The 22,768-nt window shown below is 69.7% G+C and carries 20 protein-coding genes and 2 tRNA genes; 9 read left to right on the top strand and 13 right to left on the bottom strand.

Features of this window, described 5'->3' with window-relative positions:
* Positions 1-16 precede the first annotated feature (16 nt).
* The 4 genes from OHB44_RS01110 to OHB44_RS01095 are packed head-to-tail and all read left to right on the top strand — an operon-like array spanning position 17 to position 3,395.
* Positions 17-1,786, top strand: coding sequence for a proline--tRNA ligase (locus tag OHB44_RS01110; protein ID WP_330439395.1), 1,770 nt, complete (start codon positions 17-19; stop codon positions 1,784-1,786).
* A 57-nt stretch (positions 1,787-1,843) separates the two neighbouring features.
* A complete protein-coding gene (locus OHB44_RS01105) occupies positions 1,844-2,269 on the top strand; it encodes a CBS domain-containing protein (protein WP_030487636.1) in 426 nt (141 codons plus the stop codon).
* A 35-nt stretch (positions 2,270-2,304) separates the two neighbouring features.
* Positions 2,305-2,733, top strand: coding sequence for a SufE family protein (locus OHB44_RS01100; protein WP_238687650.1), 429 nt, complete (start codon positions 2,305-2,307; stop codon positions 2,731-2,733).
* Positions 2,734-2,753: 20 nt separating this feature from the next.
* A complete protein-coding gene (locus OHB44_RS01095) occupies positions 2,754-3,395 on the top strand; it encodes a DsbA family oxidoreductase (RefSeq protein WP_330439394.1) in 642 nt (213 codons plus the stop codon).
* Positions 3,396-3,469: 74 nt separating this feature from the next.
* Here the strand turns inward: OHB44_RS01095 and OHB44_RS01090 are convergent, their stop codons facing one another.
* The 6 genes from OHB44_RS01090 to OHB44_RS01065 form a co-directional block, all read right to left on the bottom strand.
* A complete protein-coding gene (locus OHB44_RS01090; RefSeq protein WP_091396461.1) occupies positions 3,470-4,018 on the bottom strand; it encodes a YbaK/EbsC family protein in 549 nt (182 codons plus the stop codon).
* Between the two features lie 95 nt (positions 4,019-4,113).
* Positions 4,114-4,308: a hypothetical protein gene (locus tag OHB44_RS01085; RefSeq protein WP_030331904.1), complete on the bottom strand. Its 195-nt coding sequence runs from the start codon at positions 4,306-4,308 to the stop codon at positions 4,114-4,116.
* 37 nt (positions 4,309-4,345) lie between these two features.
* Positions 4,346-4,489, bottom strand: coding sequence for a hypothetical protein (locus OHB44_RS01080; RefSeq protein ID WP_330439393.1), 144 nt, complete (start codon positions 4,487-4,489; stop codon positions 4,346-4,348).
* A gap of 79 nt (positions 4,490-4,568) precedes the next feature.
* Complete coding sequence (locus tag OHB44_RS01075) at positions 4,569-5,222, bottom strand: GAP family protein (protein WP_330439392.1); 654 nt, start codon at positions 5,220-5,222, stop codon at positions 4,569-4,571.
* Between the two features lie 51 nt (positions 5,223-5,273).
* Complete coding sequence (locus OHB44_RS01070; RefSeq protein ID WP_330439391.1) at positions 5,274-6,662, bottom strand: MFS transporter; 1,389 nt, start codon at positions 6,660-6,662, stop codon at positions 5,274-5,276.
* Positions 6,663-6,721: 59 nt separating this feature from the next.
* Positions 6,722-6,982, bottom strand: coding sequence for a hypothetical protein (locus tag OHB44_RS01065; protein WP_196920384.1), 261 nt, complete (start codon positions 6,980-6,982; stop codon positions 6,722-6,724).
* A 218-nt stretch (positions 6,983-7,200) separates the two neighbouring features.
* Between OHB44_RS01065 and OHB44_RS01060 the strand changes: the two genes are divergently transcribed.
* On the top strand, positions 7,201-11,643 hold the full coding sequence (locus OHB44_RS01060) for a cation-translocating P-type ATPase (RefSeq protein ID WP_330439390.1): 4,443 nt from the start codon (positions 7,201-7,203) through the stop codon (positions 11,641-11,643).
* A 149-nt stretch (positions 11,644-11,792) separates the two neighbouring features.
* A complete protein-coding gene (locus tag OHB44_RS01055) occupies positions 11,793-12,311 on the top strand; it encodes a hypothetical protein (RefSeq protein ID WP_266304095.1) in 519 nt (172 codons plus the stop codon).
* 183 nt (positions 12,312-12,494) lie between these two features.
* On the opposite strand, the gene OHB44_RS01050 is transcribed toward OHB44_RS01055, so the two are convergent.
* A complete protein-coding gene (locus OHB44_RS01050) occupies positions 12,495-13,694 on the bottom strand; it encodes a DUF418 domain-containing protein (protein ID WP_330439389.1) in 1,200 nt (399 codons plus the stop codon).
* A gap of 111 nt (positions 13,695-13,805) precedes the next feature.
* Between OHB44_RS01050 and OHB44_RS01045 the strand changes: the two genes are divergently transcribed.
* From OHB44_RS01045 to OHB44_RS33410, 3 genes are all read left to right on the top strand, one after another.
* Complete coding sequence (locus tag OHB44_RS01045; RefSeq protein ID WP_266304097.1) at positions 13,806-14,564, top strand: TetR/AcrR family transcriptional regulator C-terminal domain-containing protein; 759 nt, start codon at positions 13,806-13,808, stop codon at positions 14,562-14,564.
* A 432-nt stretch (positions 14,565-14,996) separates the two neighbouring features.
* The gene (locus tag OHB44_RS01040; RefSeq protein WP_330439388.1) at positions 14,997-15,263 is read left to right on the top strand and encodes a hypothetical protein; all 267 of its coding nucleotides are present in this window, start codon (positions 14,997-14,999) and stop codon (positions 15,261-15,263) included.
* Complete coding sequence (locus OHB44_RS33410) at positions 15,260-15,334, top strand: hypothetical protein (RefSeq protein WP_442932678.1); 75 nt, start codon at positions 15,260-15,262, stop codon at positions 15,332-15,334. Before OHB44_RS01040 ends, OHB44_RS33410 begins: the two co-directional genes overlap by 4 nt.
* Before the next feature lie 1,048 nt (positions 15,335-16,382).
* Here the strand turns inward: OHB44_RS33410 and OHB44_RS01035 are convergent.
* The 6 genes from OHB44_RS01035 to gyrB all read right to left on the bottom strand — a co-directional run bounded on the left by OHB44_RS01035 (position 16,383) and on the right by gyrB (position 22,412).
* A tRNA-Ala gene (locus OHB44_RS01035) sits at positions 16,383-16,455 on the bottom strand.
* Positions 16,456-16,498: 43 nt separating this feature from the next.
* Entirely contained in the window at positions 16,499-16,627 is a 129-nt protein-coding gene (locus OHB44_RS01030) for a DLW-39 family protein (protein WP_209444550.1), read from the bottom strand.
* A 42-nt stretch (positions 16,628-16,669) separates the two neighbouring features.
* Positions 16,670-16,743: transfer RNA gene (locus OHB44_RS01025), tRNA-Ile, on the bottom strand.
* A gap of 150 nt (positions 16,744-16,893) precedes the next feature.
* Positions 16,894-17,808, bottom strand: a complete 915-nt coding sequence (locus OHB44_RS01020; protein ID WP_266304099.1) for a DUF3566 domain-containing protein — start codon at positions 17,806-17,808, stop codon at positions 16,894-16,896.
* A gap of 4 nt (positions 17,809-17,812) precedes the next feature.
* Positions 17,813-20,335: a DNA gyrase subunit A gene (gyrA, locus tag OHB44_RS01015; protein WP_238687641.1), complete on the bottom strand. Its 2,523-nt coding sequence runs from the start codon at positions 20,333-20,335 to the stop codon at positions 17,813-17,815.
* A 130-nt stretch (positions 20,336-20,465) separates the two neighbouring features.
* Positions 20,466-22,412 (bottom strand): DNA topoisomerase (ATP-hydrolyzing) subunit B, encoded by a 1,947-nt coding sequence (gyrB, locus tag OHB44_RS01010; protein WP_266304100.1) that lies wholly within the window; start codon positions 22,410-22,412, stop codon positions 20,466-20,468.
* Positions 22,413-22,768: the final 356 nt, after the last annotated feature.

Genomic DNA, 22,768 nt, shown 5'->3' with positions numbered 1-22,768 from the left:
GCCGTAGGCTGCGCGGATGCTGCTACGCATGTCGACCCTGTTGCTGCGGACCCTGCGCGAGGATCCGGCCGACGCGGAGGTGCCGAGCCATCGGCTGCTGCTGCGCGCCGGCTACATCCGTCGTGCCGCACCGGGCGGCTACACCTGGCTGCCGCTGGGCAAGCTGGTGCTTGATCGGATCACCGAGGTCGTCCGCGCCGAACTGGTGGCGATCGGCGACCAGGAGGTGCACTTCCCGGCGCTGCTGCCCGCCGAGCCGTACCGCACGAGTGGCCGGTGGACGGAGTACGGCGACGACATCTTCACCCTCGCCGACCGGCGCGGTGCCGAGCACCTGTTGGCGCCCACCCACGAGGAGATGGCGGCGCTGCTGGTCAAGGACCTGTTCACCTCGTACCGGGACTTCCCGGTGACGCTGTTCCAGGTGCAGACGAAGTTCCGTGACGAGGCGCGGCCTCGGGCCGGGTTGCTGCGCGGCCGGGAGTTCCTGATGAAGGACGCGTACTCCTTCGACCTGGACGAGGCGGGGCTACGGGAGGCGTACGGGCGGCATCGCGCCGCGTACCGGCGGATCTTCGACCGGTTGGGGCTGGACTACACGGTGGTGCAGGCGATGTCCGGCGCGATGGGCGGCTCCGCCTCGGAGGAGTTCCTGGCGGCGACGCCGGTCGGCGAGGACACCTTCGTCGGCTGCACCTCCTGCGATTTCGCGGCGAACACCGAGGCGGTGGCCACCCGGGTGCCGAGCGCCGGTGACCCGAGCGCGCGGCCGGCCGTCGAGGTGCACGACACTCCGGAGACTCCGACGATCGCCAGCCTGGTGGAGTTGGCGAACGCGCGCCAATTGGGCGGTCGGGCCGGTTGGACCGCCGCCGACACCCTGAAGAACGTCGTGTTGTCAGTTCGTCAGCCGGGTGCCGACCGGGCCGAACTCCTGGTCGTCGGGCTGCCCAGTGACCGGGAGGTCGACCTGAAGCGGGTCGGTGCCGCGCTGCACCCGGCACAGGTGACCGTCTTCGACGAGTGGGCCGAGCATCCGGAGCTGGTTCGCGGCTACATCGGCCCGCAACTGCTCGACAAACTGGGCATCCGCTATCTGGTCGACCCTCGGGTGGTGACCGGGTCTGCCTGGCTGACCGGAGCGAACGAGTCGGGCCGACACGCGACCGACGTGGTGTGCGGACGGGACTTCACACCCGACGGCACCATCGAGGCGGCCGAAGTCCGCGCCGGCGACCCCTGCCCGGAGTGCGAGGCGGGCGAGCTGACCATTCGGCGGGGCATCGAGATCGGGCACATCTTCCAGCTCGGCCGCCGCTTCACCGACGCCTTCGCTGTCGACGTGCTCGGGCCGGCCGGCAAGCCGGTCCGGCCGACGATGGGCTGCTACGGCATCGGGGTTTCCCGGGCGGTGGCGGCCGTGGCCGAGCAGCACCACGACGACCGGGGACTGGTCTGGCCGGCGGCGGTCGCGCCGTGTGACGTACACCTGGTGGTTGCGGGCAAGGGCCCGCAGCTCGACGCGGCGCTGGAGCTCGGCGGGCGTCTCGCCGCCGCCGGCCTGCGGGTGCTTGTCGACGACCGCACGCACGTCTCGGCCGGGGTCAAGTTCACCGACGCCGAGCTGATCGGCATCCCTCGGGCCGTCGTGGTCGGCCGCCGGCTCGCCGAGGGGTACGTCGAGCTGCGCGAGCGGGCCGGCGACGGGCACACCGAGCTGCCGCTGGACGGTCTGGTGGATCGACTCGTCCACGAGGTACGCCAGGTTCGTGCGAGCCTGGTGTAGCTGCCGCGTCACGGGGTAGTGCTGTCGGATCGGGTGGAAACGTCTTCGGAGGCTCTCATGACCGGTTACCGGGTCAGTGACGTGATGACCAAGCAGGTCGTGTACCTGCCGGCCGAGACCACCCTGGACGAGGCGGCCAGGGTGATGAAGGAGGCCGACATCGGCGATGTGGTGGTCACCGACGGCGCCAGCCTCGCCGGCATGCTCACCGACCGGGACATCGTGGTGCGGGCCGTGGCGGAGAACAGCTCCCCCGCGGCCACCACCATCGGCTCGATCGTCACCCGCGAGGTCGTCATGATCGAGCAGCACTGCACTGCGGGTGAGGCGGCGGCGCTCATGCGGGATCGGGGCATCCGGCGGGTGTTGGTCTGTGACAGTGACCGCAAGCTGGTGGGGATCGTCTCGCTCGGTGACCTGGCCATGCAGCTCGACCCCACCAGCGCGCTCAGCGAGATCAGCGAGCAGTCACCCACCGTGTGACCGGCGCTCCCGCACGACGGCGGTAGCCTCGACGCATGGCTGACATGCCGGCCCGACTGGCCGAGATCGTCGACGAGTTCGCCGCCGCGCCGCGCGACCTGGTTCTGGAGCTGCTCCTGGAGTACTCGGACGTGCTCCCGGCGCTGCCGGAGGGCACCGCGGAGCGCGAGGGCATGGAACAGGTGCCCGAGTGTCAGACGGCGTTCTTCCTGCGCGCCCGGGTGACCCCGGAACGCACAGTGGAGACGCTCTTCGACTGCCCGCCGGAGGCGCCCACCACCCGAGCGTTCGCCGGGATCCTCGCCGAGGGGTTGGCGGGGGCGAGCGCCGAGCAGGTGCTGGCCGTGCCGGACGACCTGTATCAGCGGATGGGGCTGGCGCAGGCGATCAGCCCGCTGCGGATCCGTGGCGGCACGGCGATCCTGGGCCGTCTCAAGCGGCAGATCCGGGAACAACTCGGCTGACCGCGAGGTTGCCACCGATCATGGAGATCGAGATCTACGCGGACGTCATCTGCCCGTGGTGCTACATCGGCAAGCGCCGCCTGGATGAGGCCCTCGCCAGCTACGAGGGCGAGGTGACGGTCCGCTACCGACCGTTCCAGCTCGACCCGTCGCCGGTGGCGCAGCCCTTGCCCCTGGTGCAGGCGCTCGCCGGAAAGTTCGGTGGTCCGGAGCGCGCCCGGCAGATGGTCGACCACGTGACCCAGGTGGCGGCGGCCGACGGGCTGCGGCTCGACTACGACCGCGCGGTGATCGCCAACACCTTCGACGCGCACCGGCTGGTCTCCTGGGCGACCGACCAGGGCAGGGCGGCGGAGATGGTGGAGGCGCTCTACCAGGCGCACTTCAACAACGGGGTCGACGTCGGCTCGCGGGAGGCGCTGGCCACCCTGGCCGGTGCTATCGGTCTCGACGCGGCCGACGCGCGCCGGTTCCTCGACTCCGACGAGCGCGTCTCCGACGTCGCCGCCGACCTGGCCGCCGCCCGGGATCTGGGCATCACCAGCGTGCCGACCTTCGTGCTGGCCGGGAAGTACGCGGTTTCCGGCGCGCAGGAGGTGCAGACATTGCTTGCCGCGCTCGCCGAGGTCGAGCAGCGCGAGTCGGCCGCCCACTCACACTGAGTCACTAACGGCCGGGCGTCCGGCATCGATGATCACGATGTTTCACGTGCAACAACATCGATGCCGATGCCTGGTCAGACCGGCCTGGCCAGCCCTTCCACCACCTGGGCTCCCGGCAGCGCGCCCAATGCCGGCCCCGGCAGCGCTATCTTGCTGTGCCGTACGCCGGACCCGACGATCACGTGCGGTGTGGCGATGACCCGCGCGTCCACCAGGATCGGCCACTGCGCCGGCAGCCCGATCGGGGTGATGCCGCCGTACTCCATGCCGGTCAACTCGACAGCGTCGTCCATCGGGGCGAAGCTCGCCTTGCGGACGTCCAACGCCCGGCGGGCCACCCCGTTCACGTCGGCCCGGGTGGTGGCCAGGATGATGCAGGCGGCGTAGCGGACCACGCCCTCACGCTTGCCCGCCACCACGACACAGTTGGCCGACACGTCCAACCCCACCTCGTACGCCGCGCAGAACGCCGCGGTGTCGGCGAGGTCCGCGTCGATCGGCGCGACCAGCACGTCGTTGACGTCCACCGGCGCGTCGGCCGGCCACTGCGCGATGGCCTCCGCTACCGGCGGGGCGAGCAGATCCAGGCGGGCGCGGGCCGGTTCGGTCTTCAGCGTTCCCATCACGGGTGCGATCCTCGCATCCGCGACGCTGAACCGCCCAGCGGCTCCCCGGCCCCCCGGCGACGCCACCGGACCGGGCCGGATCGATCCGGCGCTCAACTGCCCGCGAGGAACGCGTTGTCGCGCATGAAGGAGCGGTCGCGGGCAGCCGCCAACTCCTCCTCGCGCTGGGCCTTGGCCCGTTGCAGCTCCAGATCCTCGAACGCGTGCCGGACACCCAGCCGGATCACGCCGTAGAGGAAGACGAAGCCGAAGACGTAGAGGATCACAGTGGTGACGACAGCGAACATGACGTCACGGTAAGACGAACGTGAACCGTTGTTGCTCTCATTTCCGGCCGGTTCCCCCGTACGTGTCGGCCAGGTGGTCAGCCCAGGTACGCACGCCCCGGACGCTGATCCTGTCGTCGCGCAACCGGCCCAGCACCGCACGGCCCGGACTGCCGGACGCCCCGGTGACCAGAACCCTCATCTCGTCCTCCTGCCAACCGATCCGATCCGTACCTGGCGTCGACGAGACGGCGCCGCAACCCGTGACGGCCGACGGCCACTCACCCCGATCGGATCAGGTCCAACACGGTGAGCAGCGCGAAGAACGCGATCACGATCTCGTTGACGATCCAGGCATGCCCCTGGGCCCATTCCCGCATCCGGGTCAGCACCCGCGAGGCCCTGCTCCCCAGCAGCAGCAACGCCAGCAGAGGCAGCGCGAGCAGAAGCACTGTGAGCAGCACGAACGGCACCAGGTGCCACCACGGCAGATCATGACGGGCCACACTCGCCCCAACGGTGGCCATGGTCAGGTCGTCGGTGGGCGTCGCCACGAAGAGCAGCGCACCCAGCCGCAGCGCCCGCGCAGTACCGGCGTGCTCGATGCTGCCCAGCCAGCGCGGCGGTCCGGAGCGGTCCCGGCGGACCCAGATCAGCACGGCCAGGCACACCAGCAGGGCCAGCACCACCAGGTCGATGACGGGACCTCGATCGACCTTCCCGGCGACGGCGCTGGCGTCGGCGGCCACTCCGCCCACCAGGCGGGTGAACAACCAGGCCACCGTCACCCCGGCGGCGACCACCAGCCCCGCGCCGGCGAGGAAGCCCAACGACGCCGCCCGGGGCCGGTCCGACGAGGCCAGGAAAACGGCCACCACCAACTGCGTCCCGGCGACCATGACCACGGCGAGCGGCAGAATGGTCAGGAGGTTCATCGCCCGCCATCCTTCCGGCACGAGCGGGCGGGACACGGCCGAATCCCCGGATCACCCGGCCTGTCGCGCACTCCCGCCCACCACGACCCGGCCGGCCAACAGCGCCCCGAGCAGCGCCAGCCCAGCGGTCACCACGAGCGTCGTCGTGTAGCTGGCCGGGCCCGGCGCACTTCCCGCCGCCAACACGGCCCCGGTCAACGCGAGCACGGTCGCCGCGAACAGAGAGTCGCTCAGCTGCAGTGACGAGCTGTTGCGGCCCTGCTCACCTGGTGCGGACAACTCCAGGGTGAGCACCGACAACGACGGATAGAGCAGGCCCATGCCCAGACCGGCGATCGCCCAACCGAGCACGGCGACGGCCACCGGCAGCTCGGGCCGGACGGCCAGCGCGACAGTGGCGGTGCCGACCGTGATGCAGGTCAACCCGGCACGCGGCAGACTGGCCCGCGACGCTGGAACCGGGATCCGGCCCTGCAACCAGGAGCCCGCCGACCACGCCAGCGCGCCGACAGTGAGGACCAGCCCGGCCGCCGTCGGGGAGAGGCCCCGTTCCCGGGAGAGCATCAGCGGGATGACCACTTCGGCGCCGACGAAGGCCGCCGACGCCAGCCCACGCAGCCCCACCACTGTGGGCAACCCGCGCGCGGCCCGGAGGAACCCCGCCGGCAGAAGGCGCGGGGCGCAGACCAGCAGGCCGACGACGGCGAGCGCGACAAGCACCAGAGCTGTGACACCGCGCTGCTGTCCCCCGATGTGCAGCAGTGCGGCACTCACCGCGGCCCCGCACGCCCAACCGATCCGCGCGGCCGCACCCGTCGGCGGGCGCGTTGTAACACTTCGGCCCAGCGACCGCAGGCCGGGATGGATCAGCAGCACCGCCGGAACGGCCACGGCCGGCACGGCCAGGAAGACCCACCGCCAGCCCAGGTACTGCACGATCAGGCCGGCGACAGCCGGCCCGACAAGCGACGGTACGACCCACGCCGCCGCGAACGCAGCGAAGATCCGCCGGTGCAGCTCCTGCGGGTACGCCTGCCCCACGATCACGTAGAGCGCCACCGAGAGCAGCCCGGAGCCGAAACCCTGCACGACCCGCCCGACGACCAGCGCGCTCATCACGGGGGCGGTCCCGGCGATCAGCAACCCGACCACGAACCAGGCGACGCCATGCCACATCGGCCCCTTGGGACCCCGCGAGTCGCACCAGATGCCGGAGACCACCATGGCCAGCACACCGGTGGCGAACGGGCCACCGAACGCGATCCCGTAGAGCGCCAGCCCGTCCAGGCTGCGCGCGACGGTCGGCATCGCCGTACCGACCGCCAACGCCTCGAACGCGAGGAGTGAGATCAGCGCGACACTGCCCACCGTCATCGCGCGCAGCCGCGGTGCGAAGAGGCCCGGTGCGGCGGGTGTGGCGGTGACGGCTGTGCTCGGCATCGACCGAGCATGCGACCTCAACCCTGATTCATGTCAACCGTCCGGTGACCTGGCTCTCGTCAGGCGTCCTGCAGCGCCTCCCCGACACCGCGCACCAGGCCGGAAAAATGCTGGTCTGCCAGCAGGTGACCGGCGGTGATCACCACAGCGATCGGCCACTCGATGACCTGTAGCGCGGCGAGCACCCCGAGCCCGGCGTAGTAGGCGACCTTGTCCGGTGGTGGCACCGCCACCTCACCCAGCATCGGCAGTTGCACCCGCCGGTTGTACATCGTGACGTTCTCCCGTGAACCGTTGAGATGTCGCGTCAGCGTGCTCATGCCGGCCTCCCCATGTCCGGTGATGGTCGTCGGGTTCCACGGCCCATCCCGTCCATGCGCCAGCGACTGCGGAAAATTCCGCCACTCAGGGGGCATAACGGATGGCAGGTCGGGAAGCCAGGCCGCCGGACGTGAGTGCGGTGGGAGGACGACATGGCCAAGGTCAGGACGATCGGCAACAGGGAGCCGGGCCGGCGCCCGTCCAGCCGTACGCCTCGATGACGGCGGCGGGTCGCGCTGCCGGCCGGATCCTGCCGTCCTTCGGCGTGCCGCACCTGGTCGGCGAGGCGTCCCGGTCGGTCAGCTCGGCCGCGGTCCGGCTGGCCCGGTCGGCCGGGCTGACGCGGCGTCGGGTCTGGTCCCGACCGGGCCGGCACCACATCGAGGTGCACGGTGTCTGCCAGGACGGTGGCAACCGGCTGGCCCGTCAGGTGGAGGGCGCACTGGAGCAGATGCCCGGGGTGGCCTGGGCCCGGGTCAACGCACCCTCCGGCCGGGTGGTGGTCGCCGTCCAAGCCCCCGAGCCGACGTTGCGCGACCTGATCGCCACCATCGACCGCGTCGAGCGGACCTGCGACCACGAACCCGACCCGGAGATCCCACCGCCGCACCCACCGGAGGAGGGGCCGCGCACGCCACGCACCCTCGGCGCGCTCGCCTCGGACGCGTTGGGCCTGACCATCTCGGCGGCCACCCGGATCCTGCCGTTCGCGCCGCTGCCCGGTGAGGTGGCGGGCCTGCTCTCCGCAGTGGATCTTCAGCCGAAGCTGCACGAGTTCATCGGCAGACGGCTGCGCTCCGACCCGCGCGCCGACATCCTCTTTCCGCTGGCCGAGGCGGTGGTGCAGGGCTTGACCGGCCGCTGGACGGGCATCGTCCTGGACGGCGCCCAACGGGTCGTGCAGTGGGGTGAGGATCGGGCCCAACTCTCCGCCTGGGAGAAGGCCGAGCCACGGCTGACCGGCGACGCCGAACGGGCCACCGCCCGCTGGCCGGTGATCGAACGTCCGCGGCCGAAGCCGGACGGCCCGGTCGAGCGGTACATCAACCGCATGCTTGCCGCCGGCGCGGCCGCCGGTGCGGCGGCGGTGCCGTTCGCCGGCCCGAAGCGGGCCACCGCGCTGGGCCTGTCCGCGCTGCCGAAGGCGCCAGGCAGCGGCCGCGAGGGGTACGCGGCTCAGCTCGGCCGGATGCTGGCGCGGCGTGGTGTGATCGCGATGGACCGGAGTGTGCTGCGCGAACTGGACCGGATCGACACGCTCGTGCTCGACGCCGCTGTGCTCGGCTCGGACCGGGGCGTCCTGGCCGATCTGGCGCCGGCGGCCGACGCGGACGTCGACCAGGTGGCCGAGCGGGCGTTCGCGTTGTTCGACCCCGACGAGCCGTCCGCTTCCCGGACGGCGGACGGCTGGCGGCTCGGGCCGCTGGAAAAGATGCCCGCGAACGACTCGGACATCCCGGACGCGGCCCGGTTGCGGTCCGCTGGCGGCCAACTCCTCGGCCTCGCCCACGGCGACCGGCTCGCCGCCCTGTTGCGGGTCGAGCCGGAACCCGCGCCGGGCGTCGACGGCCTGCCCGCCGCCGCCCGACATGCCGGCCTGCGGCTGGTCGTCGCCGGCGGCGACGAGCAGCGGTACGGCTTCGCCGACGCGATGCTCCCCGGCGGCGACCAGTTGGCCGAGTCGGTACGCGCGTTGCAGCGCGACGGCGCAGTGGTGATGCTGGTCTCCGCGGACCGGAAGGCACTCGGCGCGTCCGACTGCGGTCTCGGGTTCGCCGCTCCGGAAGAGCTGCCGCCCTGGGGCGCGCACCTGCTGGTCGGTGCCGACCTGCGGGTGGTGGCGCTGGTGATCGAGGCGACCGGGGTGGCCCGGCGTACGGCTCAACAGAACATCCGGCTGGCCATGGCCGGCACCGGTCTCGGGGCGTTGGGCGCGTTCACCGCCCCACCGACCCAGTTGCCGCACCGGGCGCTCGTCGCGGTCAACGGCGCGGCCGGGCTGGCCTTCGCCAACGGGGTCTGGCAGGCCCGCCGGTTGCACGACCAGTCGGACACCCCGGCGCCCGTGGCAACGGCCTGGCACCTGATGCCCGTCGGCACCGTGCTCGACCACCTGCGCTCCACCCCCGACGGCCTGGGCAGCGCCGAAGCGCAACGCCGACACCACGGCGCCGGCGGAAACGGCAATGCCGGGCCGGGGAGCGGCGGGCTGCTGCGTGCCTTCGTGGACGAGTTGTCCAACCCACTCACTCCGGTGCTGGCCGCCGGGGCGGTGCTCTCCGCGTCGTTCGGCTCACTTGTCGACGCCGCGCTGGTGGGCAGCGTGGTCGGTGGGTCCGCCCTGATCGGGGCGGTGCACGAACGCAACACGGAAAGGTCGCTGGCGGAGCTGCTGTCGCGCTCGGCGGTGACCGCCCGGGTCCGCCGGGACGGTGCCGAGCAGGTCTTCGCCGCCGAGGACCTGGTCCTCGGGGACGTCATCGCCCTCGAACCGGGCGACTCGGTGCCCGCAGACTGCCGGGTGCTCGAGTCGGTGGGCCTGGAGGCCGACGAGTCGTCGCTGACCGGTGAGTCGCTGCCGGTCGCCAAGTCCAACCGACCGGTGGTAGCCGCCGCCATCGCCGACCGACACTCGATGCTCTACGAGGGCACCACAGTCGCCGCCGGGCACGGCACTGCCGTGGTGGTGGCGACCGGGTCGGACACCGAATCCGGCCGCAGTCTCGCGCTGGTCAAGCAGGACCCGCCGGCCAGTGGAGTGGAGGCTCGGCTCGGCGCGTTGACCAGCGCCGCCATCCCGTTGGCGGCCGGTTCCGCTGTGGCGGTGGCCGGCGCGGGCCTGCTTCGAGGCGTACCCCTTGCCGAAACGGCGGCGACCGCCGCGAACCTCGCCGTGGCGTCCGTGCCGGAGGGGCTGCCGTTCCTGGTCAGCGCGGCGCAGCTGGCTGCGGCCCGGCGGCTGGCCGAGCACGGCGCGTTGGTCCGCAACCCGCGCACCATCGAGGCGCTGGGCCGGGTGGACGTGCTCTGCTTCGACAAGACCGGCACCCTCACCGAGGGCAAACTGCTGCTGGCCGGGGTCGGCGACAGCGTCGGCGACCGGTACGCCCCGCTGGACCGGTTGGACGACCGACTCCGGATGACGCTGGCCGCAGCGCTGCGGGCCACCCCCGCCGCGAAGAATCCGGAGGAGTTGGCGTTGCAGACCGACCGGGCGGTCCGGCGGGGTGCCGGCGAGGCCGGGGTGGTGGAGCAGACCGGTGCCGCCGGGTGGCGGGCCGCCGGGGGGCTGCCGTTCGAGCCGTCCCGCGGCTACCACGCCAGCATCGGACAGACCGACGGTCACCTGTTGTTGAGCGTCAAGGGTGCTCCGGAGACGGTGCTGCCGCGCTGTTCGTCCCGGCGCTTGGACGGTCGTCAGGAGCCGCTGGACGACGCCGGTCGCGCGGAGCTGGAGCGGATGCTCGCCGACCGGGCCGGTGCGGGAAACCGGATCCTGGCAGTCGCGGAGTGCCCGGTGAACGACCCGAAGGTGACGGACTCCGACGTTCGAGGGCTGACCTTCGTGGGTTTCCTGGCCCTCGCTGACGGTGTCCGGGAGAGCGCGGCCCCGGCGGTACGCCGGATCCGGCAGGCCGGCGTGCACACCATCATGATCACTGGGGATCACCCGGCCACCGCGGAGGCGATCGCCGCCACCATCAGTGAACACGACGAACAGCGGGTGGTCACCGCCGCCGAACTCGACAAGCTGGACGACGACGCGCTCGCCGAGCGGTTGGCCAACACCGACGTGGTGGCCCGCTGCACCCCTGCGCACAAGGTGCGGATCATCCAGGCGTTGCAGAAGTGCGGGCGGACCGTGGCGATGACCGGCGACGGCGCCAACGACGCCCCGGCGATCCGGCTGGCCGACGTCGGCATCGCCCTCGGTCAACGGGGCACCCCGGCCGCCCGCGCGGCAGCCGACCTGGTGGTCACCGACGACCGGCTGGAAACCATCATCGCCACCCTGATCGAAGGGCGGGCGATGTGGTCGTCGGTGCGGCACGCGCTCAGCATCCTGGTCGGAGGCAACCTCGGCGAGATCGCGTTCAGTGTGCTGACTGCTGCGGCGACCGGCCGATCCGCGCTCACCGGACGACAACTCCTACTGGTCAACCTACTCACCGACCTGGCGCCGGCGCTCGCCATCGCGGTCCGGCCACCCGCGTCGGACCGCACCGACGCGCTGCTCCGGGAGGGCCCGGACACGGCGCTCGGCGAGAGCCTCACCAGGGAGATCGGGCTGCGGGCGGCAGCCACCACGCTGGGCGCGACAGCAGGCTGGACGTTGGCCCGCTACACCGGACGCCGTCAGCGGGCCGGCACCGTCGCCCTGGTCTCCCTGGTCGGCACCCAACTCGGACAGACCATCCTGGCGGGCGGCACCAGCCCGGCCGTGCTGGCCTCCACGGCGGCGTCACTGGGCGTCCTCGTCGTGGTGGTGCAGACCCCGGGGGTGAGCCAGTTCTTCGGCTGCACCCCGCTCGGGCCGGTGGGCTGGACCATCGGGGCCGGGTCGGCGCTCGGCGCGACCTTCGCCAACGGCGCGCTCACCAAGCTTGTGGAACGTCTCCCGGAGGCCCACCCCAAGGCCGCCGGCGGCTCCGAAGGTTGACTGGCGGCGTTCGCAGCAAAGTGCGTGATGTCCCTGAGTCATCATGATGCCCCTGAGTCATCACGCTGACCGCAACGGGATCGCCCCGACCGGGCAGCGCCATCACCGCCCAGGACAACCTCATTGATTTCGATGGCTAACCTGACGCCATGCCGTCGTTCTTGGCCAACGGGACTCGTCCAAAGGTCTGGCCATCCCTTCCGCTGTCGCTGCTGCTGCCGTGCAGCTTGCTGATACTGATAGGCATCACCGATGACCGCCAGCCGCCCCCACCGGCCGGCGTACTGATGCCAGCGACGGTGGTCGCGGTGGAACCGGCCCACGGCGCCCAGGGCGCCTACGTGCAGGTACGTGTCGTCACCGCCGACGGACCGACCACCTGCGGTATCTACGCGCACTCGTTCCCCGACCGGCAGCTTCCGCCGCTGCACCAGCAACTGACCATCGACTACACCCCGGCCAGATGCATGCCGAAGCCAGTCAACACCGAGATGCCCCGAGGCGTGATCGTCGCCATGGGCGCCATTGGACTGGCGGCGTCGCTCTTCTGGCTTTGGGCCGGTCCCCGCTTCCGGCGGCTCAACCGCAGTTCCTCAGCGGCCGTGTCGAGGTCGTGCTCCTCGGTGGACCAGTCGATTCCGGCGGATCGCAGATCGGCGACCGCGTGACCGGTCATGGCAGCCGGAGCGGTGACCAGCACGTCGACACGGCAGTACAGGTGCAGGATGAAGGGTTCCGGCTGTTGGTCCACCGCTGAATCATGGCGAGCGCGGTGCCGGGTGAATAGCCGATTCCTCGGTGCCGGTGGGTCTACGACCCACCGGCACCGAGGCGCTTTCAGGCGGCAGCGATCACGCCCGGGGCCCGTAGGTCAGGCGGCGCAGGACGATCTCGGCGGGTCCGGGCTGCTTGCGCTTGTCGAGCTGGCGGGCGATCAGGACGGTGGCCAGCCAGACGGCCACCGCGATGAGCAGACCGGTCACCGTGGGGCTGCCGAACCGGTCGCCGAGGGCGAGCGTGAAGGGCGCAAGGAGAACGAGCCAGGCCACCGACTGGAACAGGTATCCCGACAGGGACCGCTGACCGAGGGCGGCGAGAGCGCCGACGACGGTGCCGGATCGGCTGACCCGCAGGGCTATCAGGCCGAAGACGGCCACGTAACCCGGTCCGGCGAACATGCCGCTCGCCCCGTGCAGCAGCATCATCAGGCTGGCGGCTGATTCGTCGACGTGCAGCCATCCGGCACCGACCAGGGCTGCCGGTAGGCCTCCGGCGACGGCGACGCCGAGACCGATGACTGCGGTCCAGGTGAGCAGGGCCCGGTGCCGAGCCGGCTCTTCGAGGATCCGGCGCCTGGCTGCCCACATGCCCAGCCAGGCGATCATGATGAAGGGCAGGACGGTCAGCGTGTGTGCCGGCCACTCGCCGAGGCGTTCCAGCATGGCCGCGACGTAACCGGGCGCGGCGAGGGAGTCGACGTGGCCCGACGGCAGCGGCGCCGACCCACCCGACCCTCCGAGGATGCCGCTCACCACCATGGCGCCGATGGCCAGCACCTCGACCGCCGACAGCGCCCAGAGCACCAGCGCTATGCGGTGGAACCTGTCGCTGCGGCGCAGCAGCAACACTGTCATCAGGATCCCGACGATCCCGTACGCGCCGAGGAAGTCCCCGTAGTACAGCAACGCGGCGTGCACGAAGCCGAACACGACGAGCCAGAAGTTGCGGCGCAACAGCACGGAGCGGACCTGCCTCGGGGTGGCTCCGGAGGCGTCCTGGCGGCGGGCGAGCTGGACCAGCCCGTAGCCGAACATCACGGCGAAGACCGGATAGCCGCGCGCATGGACGAGTTCGAAGAGCAGAAAGTTGAGGCCGCGGTCAACGCCTTCCGGCGTGGCGTCGAGGCCGGGCTCCCCGGCGAAGACGACTCCGGCGACGTTGGCCAGCGCGATGATCAGCAGCATCGCTCCCCGGGCCAGGTCCGGCGCGAGGGCACGCTCGGCGCGCAGCACCGGCCCTCTCGAAGTCCGCGATGCGGTGTCAATGCTCATGGACGTCCCTCCCCGTAACTCAACTATAGTTTCAGAGAGAAAGTATCAGTCGTACACAAATGCTGTCTGTCATGATGTGGACGTAACCTTCCGGGGCGAACGTGGGAGCCCATGACCAGCGACGATTTCGTTCCGGCGCCACTGCGCCGGCTGTGGGGGATGTCGGAGTCGTCGCGCCTCGGACGGCCCCCGTCCCTCGACGTCAACGTGGTCGTCGCCGCTGCGGTGAAGATCGCCGACCGGGACGGGCTCGACGGCGTGACGCTTCCCAAGGTCGCCACGAGCCTCGGCTTCACGAGCATGTCGCTCTACCGGCACGTCGGCTCCAAGGACGAACTGCTCACCCTCATGGCCGACGCCGCCTTGGGCCCACCGCCGAACATCGACGCCCCCGAGTGGCGGGGAGGGCTGCGCCGTTGGGCCTTCGCGCACCGCGCGGTGCTTCAGCGTCGGCCGTGGTTGACGCGCGTGCCCGTGGCCGGACCGCCCTCCGGGCCGCACCAGATCGCCTGGATGGAGGCCGCGCTGGCGATTATGTCCGACACCCTCCTCGACTGGGCGCACAAGATCGGCGCGATGTCACTGATCAGCGGCTACGTGGTTCAGTCGGTGCGGCAACACAGCGAACTCGCCGACGGCAGGGCTGAAGGCCAGGGCCAGGCCGACGCCGAACGCGACTACGGCCGGGCGCTGGCGCGACTCGTCAACCCCGACCGCTTCCCCGAGACAGCCCGGCTGTTCGCCTCGACACTGTTCGAGGCGCCGCCGTCCGACACTCCCGACGAGGCGATTGCCGACGCGGACTTCTCACTCGGGCTGGAGTTGATCCTCGACGGCGTCGCCGTCCGCGTCGCGCGCTCCGACCCCTGAGTACGGATGGCTGTACTTACCTGCCTTTGGCTTGGCGTGCACGGCGCTGAGGTACTTCGATGTACCACAGCGCCGCAGGGAAGGGACGGAACTCTCATGCCGAGGATCACCGTCAGTCGCGCCCTGGACGCTAGTGGCCTTGTGCGCCGTATGAAGATTGAGATTGATGGGCAGGTCGTGGCACGCCTGAAGCGTGGAGCCGTCCAGAGCGTCGACGTAGCGACAGGCCGGCATGTGGTACGGGCTCATCTGGACTGGCAGAGCAGTGCGCCTGTTGCCTTGCAAAGATCATGCGGCATGTCGGCGGGCGTCGACTGCTGCTGCTGACCTGCTCGGCCTGTCGGCTACCGCCGCTTCTCGCTCCCTTCGGTCGGCCGGCTTGGCTGTACGGTTGGCTGTACAGCCGTCGTCCCCGCTTCTCATACTCGACCGGTGACTGCTGCGGATCTTCCAGCCCGGTTCAGGCCCGTCATCGAGCAGGTGGTCGAACGGATTGCCGCCGGCGATTTCGCCGGCCTGGCGCGGGACTACTCGCGGTCGGGCCAAGACCTGGGCCTGTGGGCCCGCGAGCACCCCGCGACGTTCATCCCAATGCCGCCTGAGGCGTGGCATCACGTCGACGCCTACTTCCTTGCTGACCGCGGCGTTGGAAGGTCGATGTCGACCTGTGGTCTCAGGAGGAAGGGCGGAGCGACATGACCTTGCAGGTGAAGGTCTGGGAAGAGGCCGACGCGATCACGCTGGCCATTGATGACCTGCACACTCTCTAGTAACGGCCACCCTCACCGCACTGCCAGTTAGGAAGGACGAAGATCATGGCCGACAAGGACCTGGTGGGCCAGATCAATGCGCGAAGTGCTTGACCGTTCGTGCCCCCTGGTGACCGGCGGGGGGTACCGGCTATTGGCACGTTGATGGCACGCCGCATCGGATGAATCCCGCCTGCCGGTACGGTGACGCTTCACGGATCGCGCCCTTACCGTCGTAGCCTCGCCGTTCAGGGGGTAACGCGCATGCGAAGGACTAGCCGCATGGTGTGGTGGCCGCTCAGCATCTGCCTGATGGTGACGCCGGCTGCCTGTACGTCCTCAAGAGGGTCCAGCCAGGGTGAGGCCCGATCACCGGCACCAACTGCATCTCTGAAGGCTGACCCCAGCGCGTCCCCGTCAACCGACGGGAGCGCTAGGCAGGAGTCATGCACTGTATCGGGCTTTCCGCTACAGGAACCGCCGACGGATTATCGGCTCGTGGGAGAGGATGTCGCGGTACCTGACCGGACGGTGCTTCAAGCAGAGGAATCGGGGGAAGCGGATCCGGCAGCCCGGCTGTTCGCCAAATGGGGGTTGGTCGTACGCGGCGGCGCAGTGGTTGATCTTCGGGTGGCACCTGGCTGGGAGGACAGGGCACGTCTCGGATGGGGCTCTTCAGTGGTGCCAGCCCTGAGCGCCCATGTGCGTGCCTGCACACCTGTCGATGACCAACCTCAGTGGCTGGCCTTTGTCGGCGGCACGTGGGTTGCGCGGGCAACCTGCCTACCGCTGACAATTCGGTCGCGGGGGCAGACGGCACAAGTGCAGCTGGGTATCGGTGTCCCATGCGACGGGACTGACACGCCGACTTCCTAGTACTCCAACTGTGGACTATCGGGGAAAGTACTGATCCGGATGACGGCCGACACCTACGGCCACGTTCTGCCGGCGCGGGCTCGTCAGGCTGCCTCGGCCATTGGCCGAATTATCAGCCAGGGGGGACGGCGTGACCGGCTTGGCTGTACGGATGGCTGTACTCGGGAACGAGATCAACCGAGGAAAGTGCTCGTGGAGCCCAGGGGACTCGAACCCCTAACCCCTGCCTTGCAAAGGCAGTGCTCTGCCAGTTGAGCTAGGGCCCCGCGGGTGGCCTTGGCGACGATCGCTCGTCGCCAAGGCCGAGCGTCAGCGCAGGTCGGGCGCGGTGGTCGCCTCGTGCCACAGGGCACGCTCGTCGTTCGACGCCTTGATCTTGTTGAACACGACGGCGGCCACACCGACGACGCCAGCCAGAATCAGCAGCTTCTTGAACATGGGGCGACCCCTCGCGCTCGACTACCGTCGGACGACATGCGGTGGGGCTAGATGGAATCGAACCATCGACCTCAGAGTTATCAGCTCTGCGCTCTAACCGACTGAGCTATAGCCCCGCGTTGCGACGAGCAAGATTAACCCATCCGCTCCGCCGGCCCCAAATCGGGGTCCAGCTTGCGAGCCAGGCCCGTCACCACCTGCAAAACCTACCCGAGTACGGGACGCCGGAGCGACCGCTTTCCGCGGTGCCCCGGCGTCCCGGTCACTCAGTCCCGCTCGGCGAGGGTCAGCTCGATCCCGCCGACCAGGTCGGCGCAAACGTTGTAGACGAACGCGCCAAGGGTGGCCAGCGCGGTGAACAGCACCACGTTGACCAGGCCGATCAGCGCCGAGCTGAGAATCACGCCCTTGGCGGTGATCTGGAAGCCGCTGGTGCTCTGCCCACCGCCGGCGTTGACCAGATCACTCAGGCTGTCGTTGACGCTCTGGAACACACCCATCGCGTCCAGTGCCAGGTAGAGCACCGAGGTGGCGACCACCACGACGATGAAGAGCACCACCGACACCGCGAATGCGAACTTCATCACGGACCAGGGGTCGATCCGCTTGAGGTTCAGCCGGGCCCGACGCGGTCCGCGGGAGGCGGCCGAGCTGACCGACGTACGCGCGGCACGCACCGCGTCACCGACGCGGGCTGCGCCGACGGCGGACGCGTTGCCGATTCCCGGTGGCAGGCCACCACCGCTGGCCGGGCGGCCGGCAGCGGCGGCCGTACGCGTCGCGTCCGGCTGCGGCTGGGTCATCCCGGGTGTGATCCGCGGCTGGGTGCCGGTGGACCCGGTTGACGCCGCCTGACCGGGCCGGAGACCGATTGGCTGGGTGGTCGCCGGACGTGCCGAGGGTGCCGCCGCCGGACCAGGAGGACTGGCGGCGGCCGACGTCGGCGCCTCGGCGCTGGGCGTCTCGGTCTTGTCGCTGGACTCGCCATCTTCGCCCGGCTGCTCCGGCGGGGGTGTCATACCTGGAGCCCTGGTGAACTTCGGGGCAGGCGCGTCGGCGGGGACCGTCGCCCGGCCCACGGCCGCGCGGCCGGTCGCTGGTGTGCCGCCCTTGGCGGCCTCCTCGTCGACCGGTTTGGCCGAGGTCCCCGAGTTCCCCGACTTCGCCTGTGTCTCCGTCATTCAACTAGTCCTGTTCGTCAGGCTCGTCGGCATTGCGAGCAATCGCCACGATAGTCACGCCGTCCGGGAGGTCCATCAGCTTGACCCCCATTGTGTTCCGGTCACGCGTACGCCGTACAGGCTTCACCGGAGTCCGAATGACACCACCGTTGCTGGTGATCGCGAACAGCTCGTCGTCCGGATCGATCACCACCGCGCCAACCAGACCACCGCGCCGTTCGGTGATCTTTGCAGTCAACACGCCCTTACCTCCCCGGCCCTGCACCGGGTATTCCTCGATCGGGGTTCGCTTCGCGTATCCCCCGTTCGTGGCCACCAGAACGTCCAAACCATCCCGCACGACTTCCATGGCGAGCAGGACGTCGTCGTCCGTGAAGCGCATGCCGATCACGCCCGACGTGGCCCGGCCCATCGGCCGCAACGCCTCGTCCGAGGCGTTGAACCGGATCGCCTGCGCCTTCTTCGAGACCAGCAGCAGGTCGTTCTCCGGCGCAACCAGCGCAGCACCGACCAGCTCGTCCTCATCGCGCAGGTTGATCGCGATGATGCCGCCGGAACGGTTGGAGTCGAACTCCTCGAGCCGCGTCTTCTTCACCAGGCCGTTCTTCGTGGCCAGTACCAGATAGGGGGCTACCTGGTAGTTCGGGATCTCAATGATCTGCGCGATCTGCTCGTCGGGTAGGAAGGCGAGCAGATTGGCCACGTGTTGGCCCTTGGCTACCCTACTGGCCTCCGGCAACTCGTACGCCTTGGCCCGGTAGACGCGGCCCTTGTTCGTCAAGAACAAGATCCAGTCGTGGGTTGAGCAGACGAAGAAGTGGCTGACGATGTCGTCCTGCCGCAGCGTGGCGCCACTGACGCCCTTACCGCCGCGCCGCTGCGAGCGGTACAGATCGACCTTGGTCCGCTTGGCGTACCCGGTGCGGGTGATCGTGACGACCACGTCCTCGCGGGCGATGAGGTCCTCCATCGAGACCTCGCCGTCGAACGGGATGATCTGCGTCCGCCGGTCGTCGCCCCACTTGGTGACGATCTCGCCCAGCTCCTCCGAGACGATCTTCCGCTGCCGCTCGGGCTTGGCGAGGATGTCCTTGAGGTCGGCGATCTCGATCTCGAGCTTCGCCAGGTCGTCGATGATCCGCTGCCGCTCCAGGGCGGCGAGCCGGCGCAGCTGCATGTCCAGGATCGCGGTCGCCTGGATCTCGTCGATCTCCAGCAGCCGGATCAGGCCCTGCCGGGCGTCGTCCACCGTCGGAGAGCGCCGGATCAGGGCGATCACCTCGTCCAGCGCGTCCAGCGCCTTGCCCAGGCCGCGCAGGATGTGTGCCCGCTCCTCGGCCTTGCGCAGCCGGTACGCGGTCCGCCGGCGGATCACGTCGATCTGGTGCTCGACGTAGTAGCGCAGGAACTGGGCCAGGTTGAGCGTGCGCGGCACCCCGTCGACCAGGGCCAGCATGTTAGCGCCGAAGGTCTCCTGGAGCTGGGTGTGCTTGTAGAGGTTGTTCAGCACGACCTTCGCGACCGCGTCGCGCTTGAGCACCAGGACGATCCGCATGCCGGTACGACCGGAGGACTCGTCGCGGATGTCGGCGATCCCGGCGAGCTTGCCCTCCTTGATCAGCTCGGCGATCCGCTCGGCGAGGTTGTCCGGGTTGACCTGGTAGGGCAGCTCGCTGACGACCAGGCAGGGGCGGCCCCGCTTGTCCTCCTCGACCTCCACCACGGCGCGCATCCGGATCGAGCCGCGACCGGTGCGGTACGCGTCCTGGATCGCTGTGGTGCCGACGATCAGGCCGTGGGTCGGGAAGTCAGGGCCCTTGACGATGCCGAGCAGGGCTTCGAGGGTGGTTTCCTCGTCCTCCTCCGGGTGCTCCAGGCACCACTGCACCGCCGCGCCGATCTCCCGCAGGTTGTGCGGCGGAATCTTGGTGGCCATGCCGACCGCGATGCCCTCGGAGCCGTTCACCAGAAGGTTGGGGATCCGCGACGGCAGGATGGTGGGCTCCTTGGCCCGGCCGTCGTAGTTGTCCTGCAGGTCGACGGTGTCCTCGTCGATGTCCCGCAGCATCTCCATGGCGAGGGGGTCGAGCTTGCACTCGGTGTATCGCATGGCGGCGGCCGGGTCGTTACCCGGCGAGCCGAAGTTGCCGTTGCCGTCGACCAGCGGGTAGCGCAGCGACCAGGACTGCGCCATCCGGACCAGCGCGTCGTAGATCGCCGAGTCGCCGTGCGGGTGGAACTGACCCATCACGTCACCGACGACGCGGGAGCACTTCACGTAGCCGCGGTCCGGACGGTAGCCGGAGTCGAACATCGCGTAGAGGATCTTGCGGTGGACCGGCTTGAGGCCGTCCCGGACGTCCGGCAGCGCGCGACCGACGATGACGCTCATCGCGTAGTCGAGGTAGGAGCGCTGCATCTCCACCTCGAGCCCGACCGGTTCGATCCGGTCGTGCGCGACCACCGCGGCGATGGCCTCGGCGGGAACCTCGGGCTCGTTCGGTGTGGACTCGGGAGAATCGGTCACTGTATACCCTTATCAGACTCAGAGTCGTTTTCGTGCTGTGGATAACGGCTGTGGATACCGGCCAAGCTGTGGATAACTCTGTGGACCGCCGGATCGGCCGGGCACCGCCCGGCCGATCCGCAGCAGTCCGTCAGATGTCCAGGAACCGCACGTCCTTGGCGTTGCGCTGAATGAACGACCGGCGCGCCTCGACGTCCTCACCCATCAGCACACTGAACAACTCGTCGGCGGTCGCCGCGTCGTCGAGAGTGACCTGACGCAGGGTACGCGTCGCCGGGTTCATTGTGGTTTCCCACAGCTCGGGATAGTTCATCTCGCCGAGGCCCTTGAAGCGCTGAATGTCGTCCGGCTTGGCGTTCGGCTTCTTCTGCTGCCGCAGCGCGATCAGACCGTCCCGCTCGCGGTCGGAGTACGCGTACTGGGCGTCGTCGCCCTTCTTGTTCCACTTGATCTTGTAGAGCGGCGGGGCGGCCAGGTAGACGTTGCCCATCTCGACAAGCGGACGCATGAAGCGGAACAGCAGGGTGAGCAGCAGCGTCTGGATGTGCTGGCCGTCGACGTCCGCGTCGGCCATCAGCACCACCTTGTGGTACCGCAGCTTCTCCATGTCGAAGTCGTCGTGGATGCCGGTGCCCAGCGCGGTGATCAGCGCCTGGACCTCGTTGTTCTTCAGCACCCGGTCGATCCGGGCCTTCTCCACGTTGAGGATCTTGCCGCGGATCGGCAGGATCGCCTGGGTCCGCGGGTCGCGACCCTGCTTGGCCGAGCCGCCGGCCGAGTCACCCTCGACGATGAACACCTCGGACTCGCGGGGGTCGGTCGACTGGCAGTCGGCCAGCTTGCCCGGCATCGAGCCAGACTCCAGCAGCGACTTGCGCCGGGCCAGCTTGCGCGCCTGCTGCGCGGCAATCCGGGCGCGGGCCGCCTGGGACGCCTTCGTGATGATCATCTTGGCCTCGGCCGGGTTGCGGTCGAACCAGTCGACCAGCCGGTCGTTGCAGACCCGCTGCACGAAGCTCTTCACCGGGGTGTTGCCCAGCTTGGTCTTGGTCTGGCCCTCGAACTGCGGATTGGCCAGCTTGACCGAGATGATCGCCGCGAGCCCTTCGCGGATGTCCTCGCCGGAGAGCTTCTCGTCGCCCTTGAGGAGCTTCTTGTCGGTGCCGTACCGGTTCACAACGCTGGTCAGCGCGGACCGGAAGCCCTCCTCGTGGGTGCCGCCCTCGTGGGTGTTGATCGTGTTGGCGAAGGTGTAGACCGACTCGCCGTACGACTCGTTCCACTGCATGGCGATCTCGAGGGACATGCCCTCCTCTTCGGCCTCGAACTCGACCACTGTCTTGTGGATCGGGCTCTTCGAGGCGTTGAGGTGCCGGACGAAGTCCGCGATGCCGCCCTCGTAGTAGAAGGTGACCTCGCGCTGCCGGCCGTCCTCCTCCTCGGCCACCCGCTCGTCGAGCAGGTGGATGCGCAGGGCGCGGTTGAGGAAGGCCATCTCCTGCAGGCGCCGGTAGATGGTCTGGAAGTCGAAGTCGACGGTCTCGAAGACGTCGGGGTCGGGCCAGAAGGAGACCGCCGAGCCGGTGCGGTCGGTGGTCTCGCCCTTCTCCAGCGGGCTCGGCTTGGAGTTGGTGTAGTGCTGCCGCCACACGTTGCCGGACTTGTGGATCTCGACGAACATCTTGGTGGAGAGCGCGTTCACCACTGAGACACCGACGCCGTGCAGACCGCCGGAGACCGCGTACGCCTTGCCGTCGAACTTGCCACCCGCGTGCAGGATGGTCAACGCGACCTCGACACCGGGCTTCTTGAGCTTCGGGTGGAGGTCGACGGGGAAACCACGGCCGTTGTCGGTGACCCGGACGCCGCCGTCGGCGAGCAGCACCACGTCGATGGTGTCGCAGTATCCGGCCAGCGCCTCGTCGACCGCGTTGTCGACGACCTCCCAGACGAGGTGGTGCAGACCGCGCTCGCCGGTGGACCCGATGTACATACCGGGCCGCTTGCGAACCGCCTCCAGCCCCTCGAGAACGGTGATCGACTCTGCGCCGTACTCCTGCTTGTCCTGCGCTGCCACCCTCGGCCACTTTCTCGCGTCAGCCGCGCCGGTAGGGCGCGTCGGGCGCGGGTTCGGCGGACAGGACGCGACGTCGGCGCGCGGACCGGCACCGGAGAACTCCGGACAGCGGGTCGAACGCGCCGGTCGCCGCGGTTGCCCGCGGATCGCGATCGGCTCGACCCGACGTGGAGAATGAATCTGGGGCCACCGGCCCCGTCCCACTCCCGCACCGGGTCTTCGTCTCGCTGTCAATCCTACTGTGCGTGGGGGACAGAACCACCACTCGGCACCCTCAGCGAGGCGGCTGAGAAGTCCATAGCCGGCAGAACCACGCCGCCCACGACTCCCCCCACACGCCAGGCCCTCATCGCACG

The sequence above is a fragment of the Micromonospora sp. NBC_00821 genome (genome assembly GCF_036347035.1).
GTDB lineage: Bacteria > Actinomycetota > Actinomycetes > Mycobacteriales > Micromonosporaceae > Micromonospora > Micromonospora hortensis.
The sequence above is the reverse complement of the archived record's forward strand: the minus strand, read 5'-3'. Positions and strand labels throughout refer to the sequence as shown.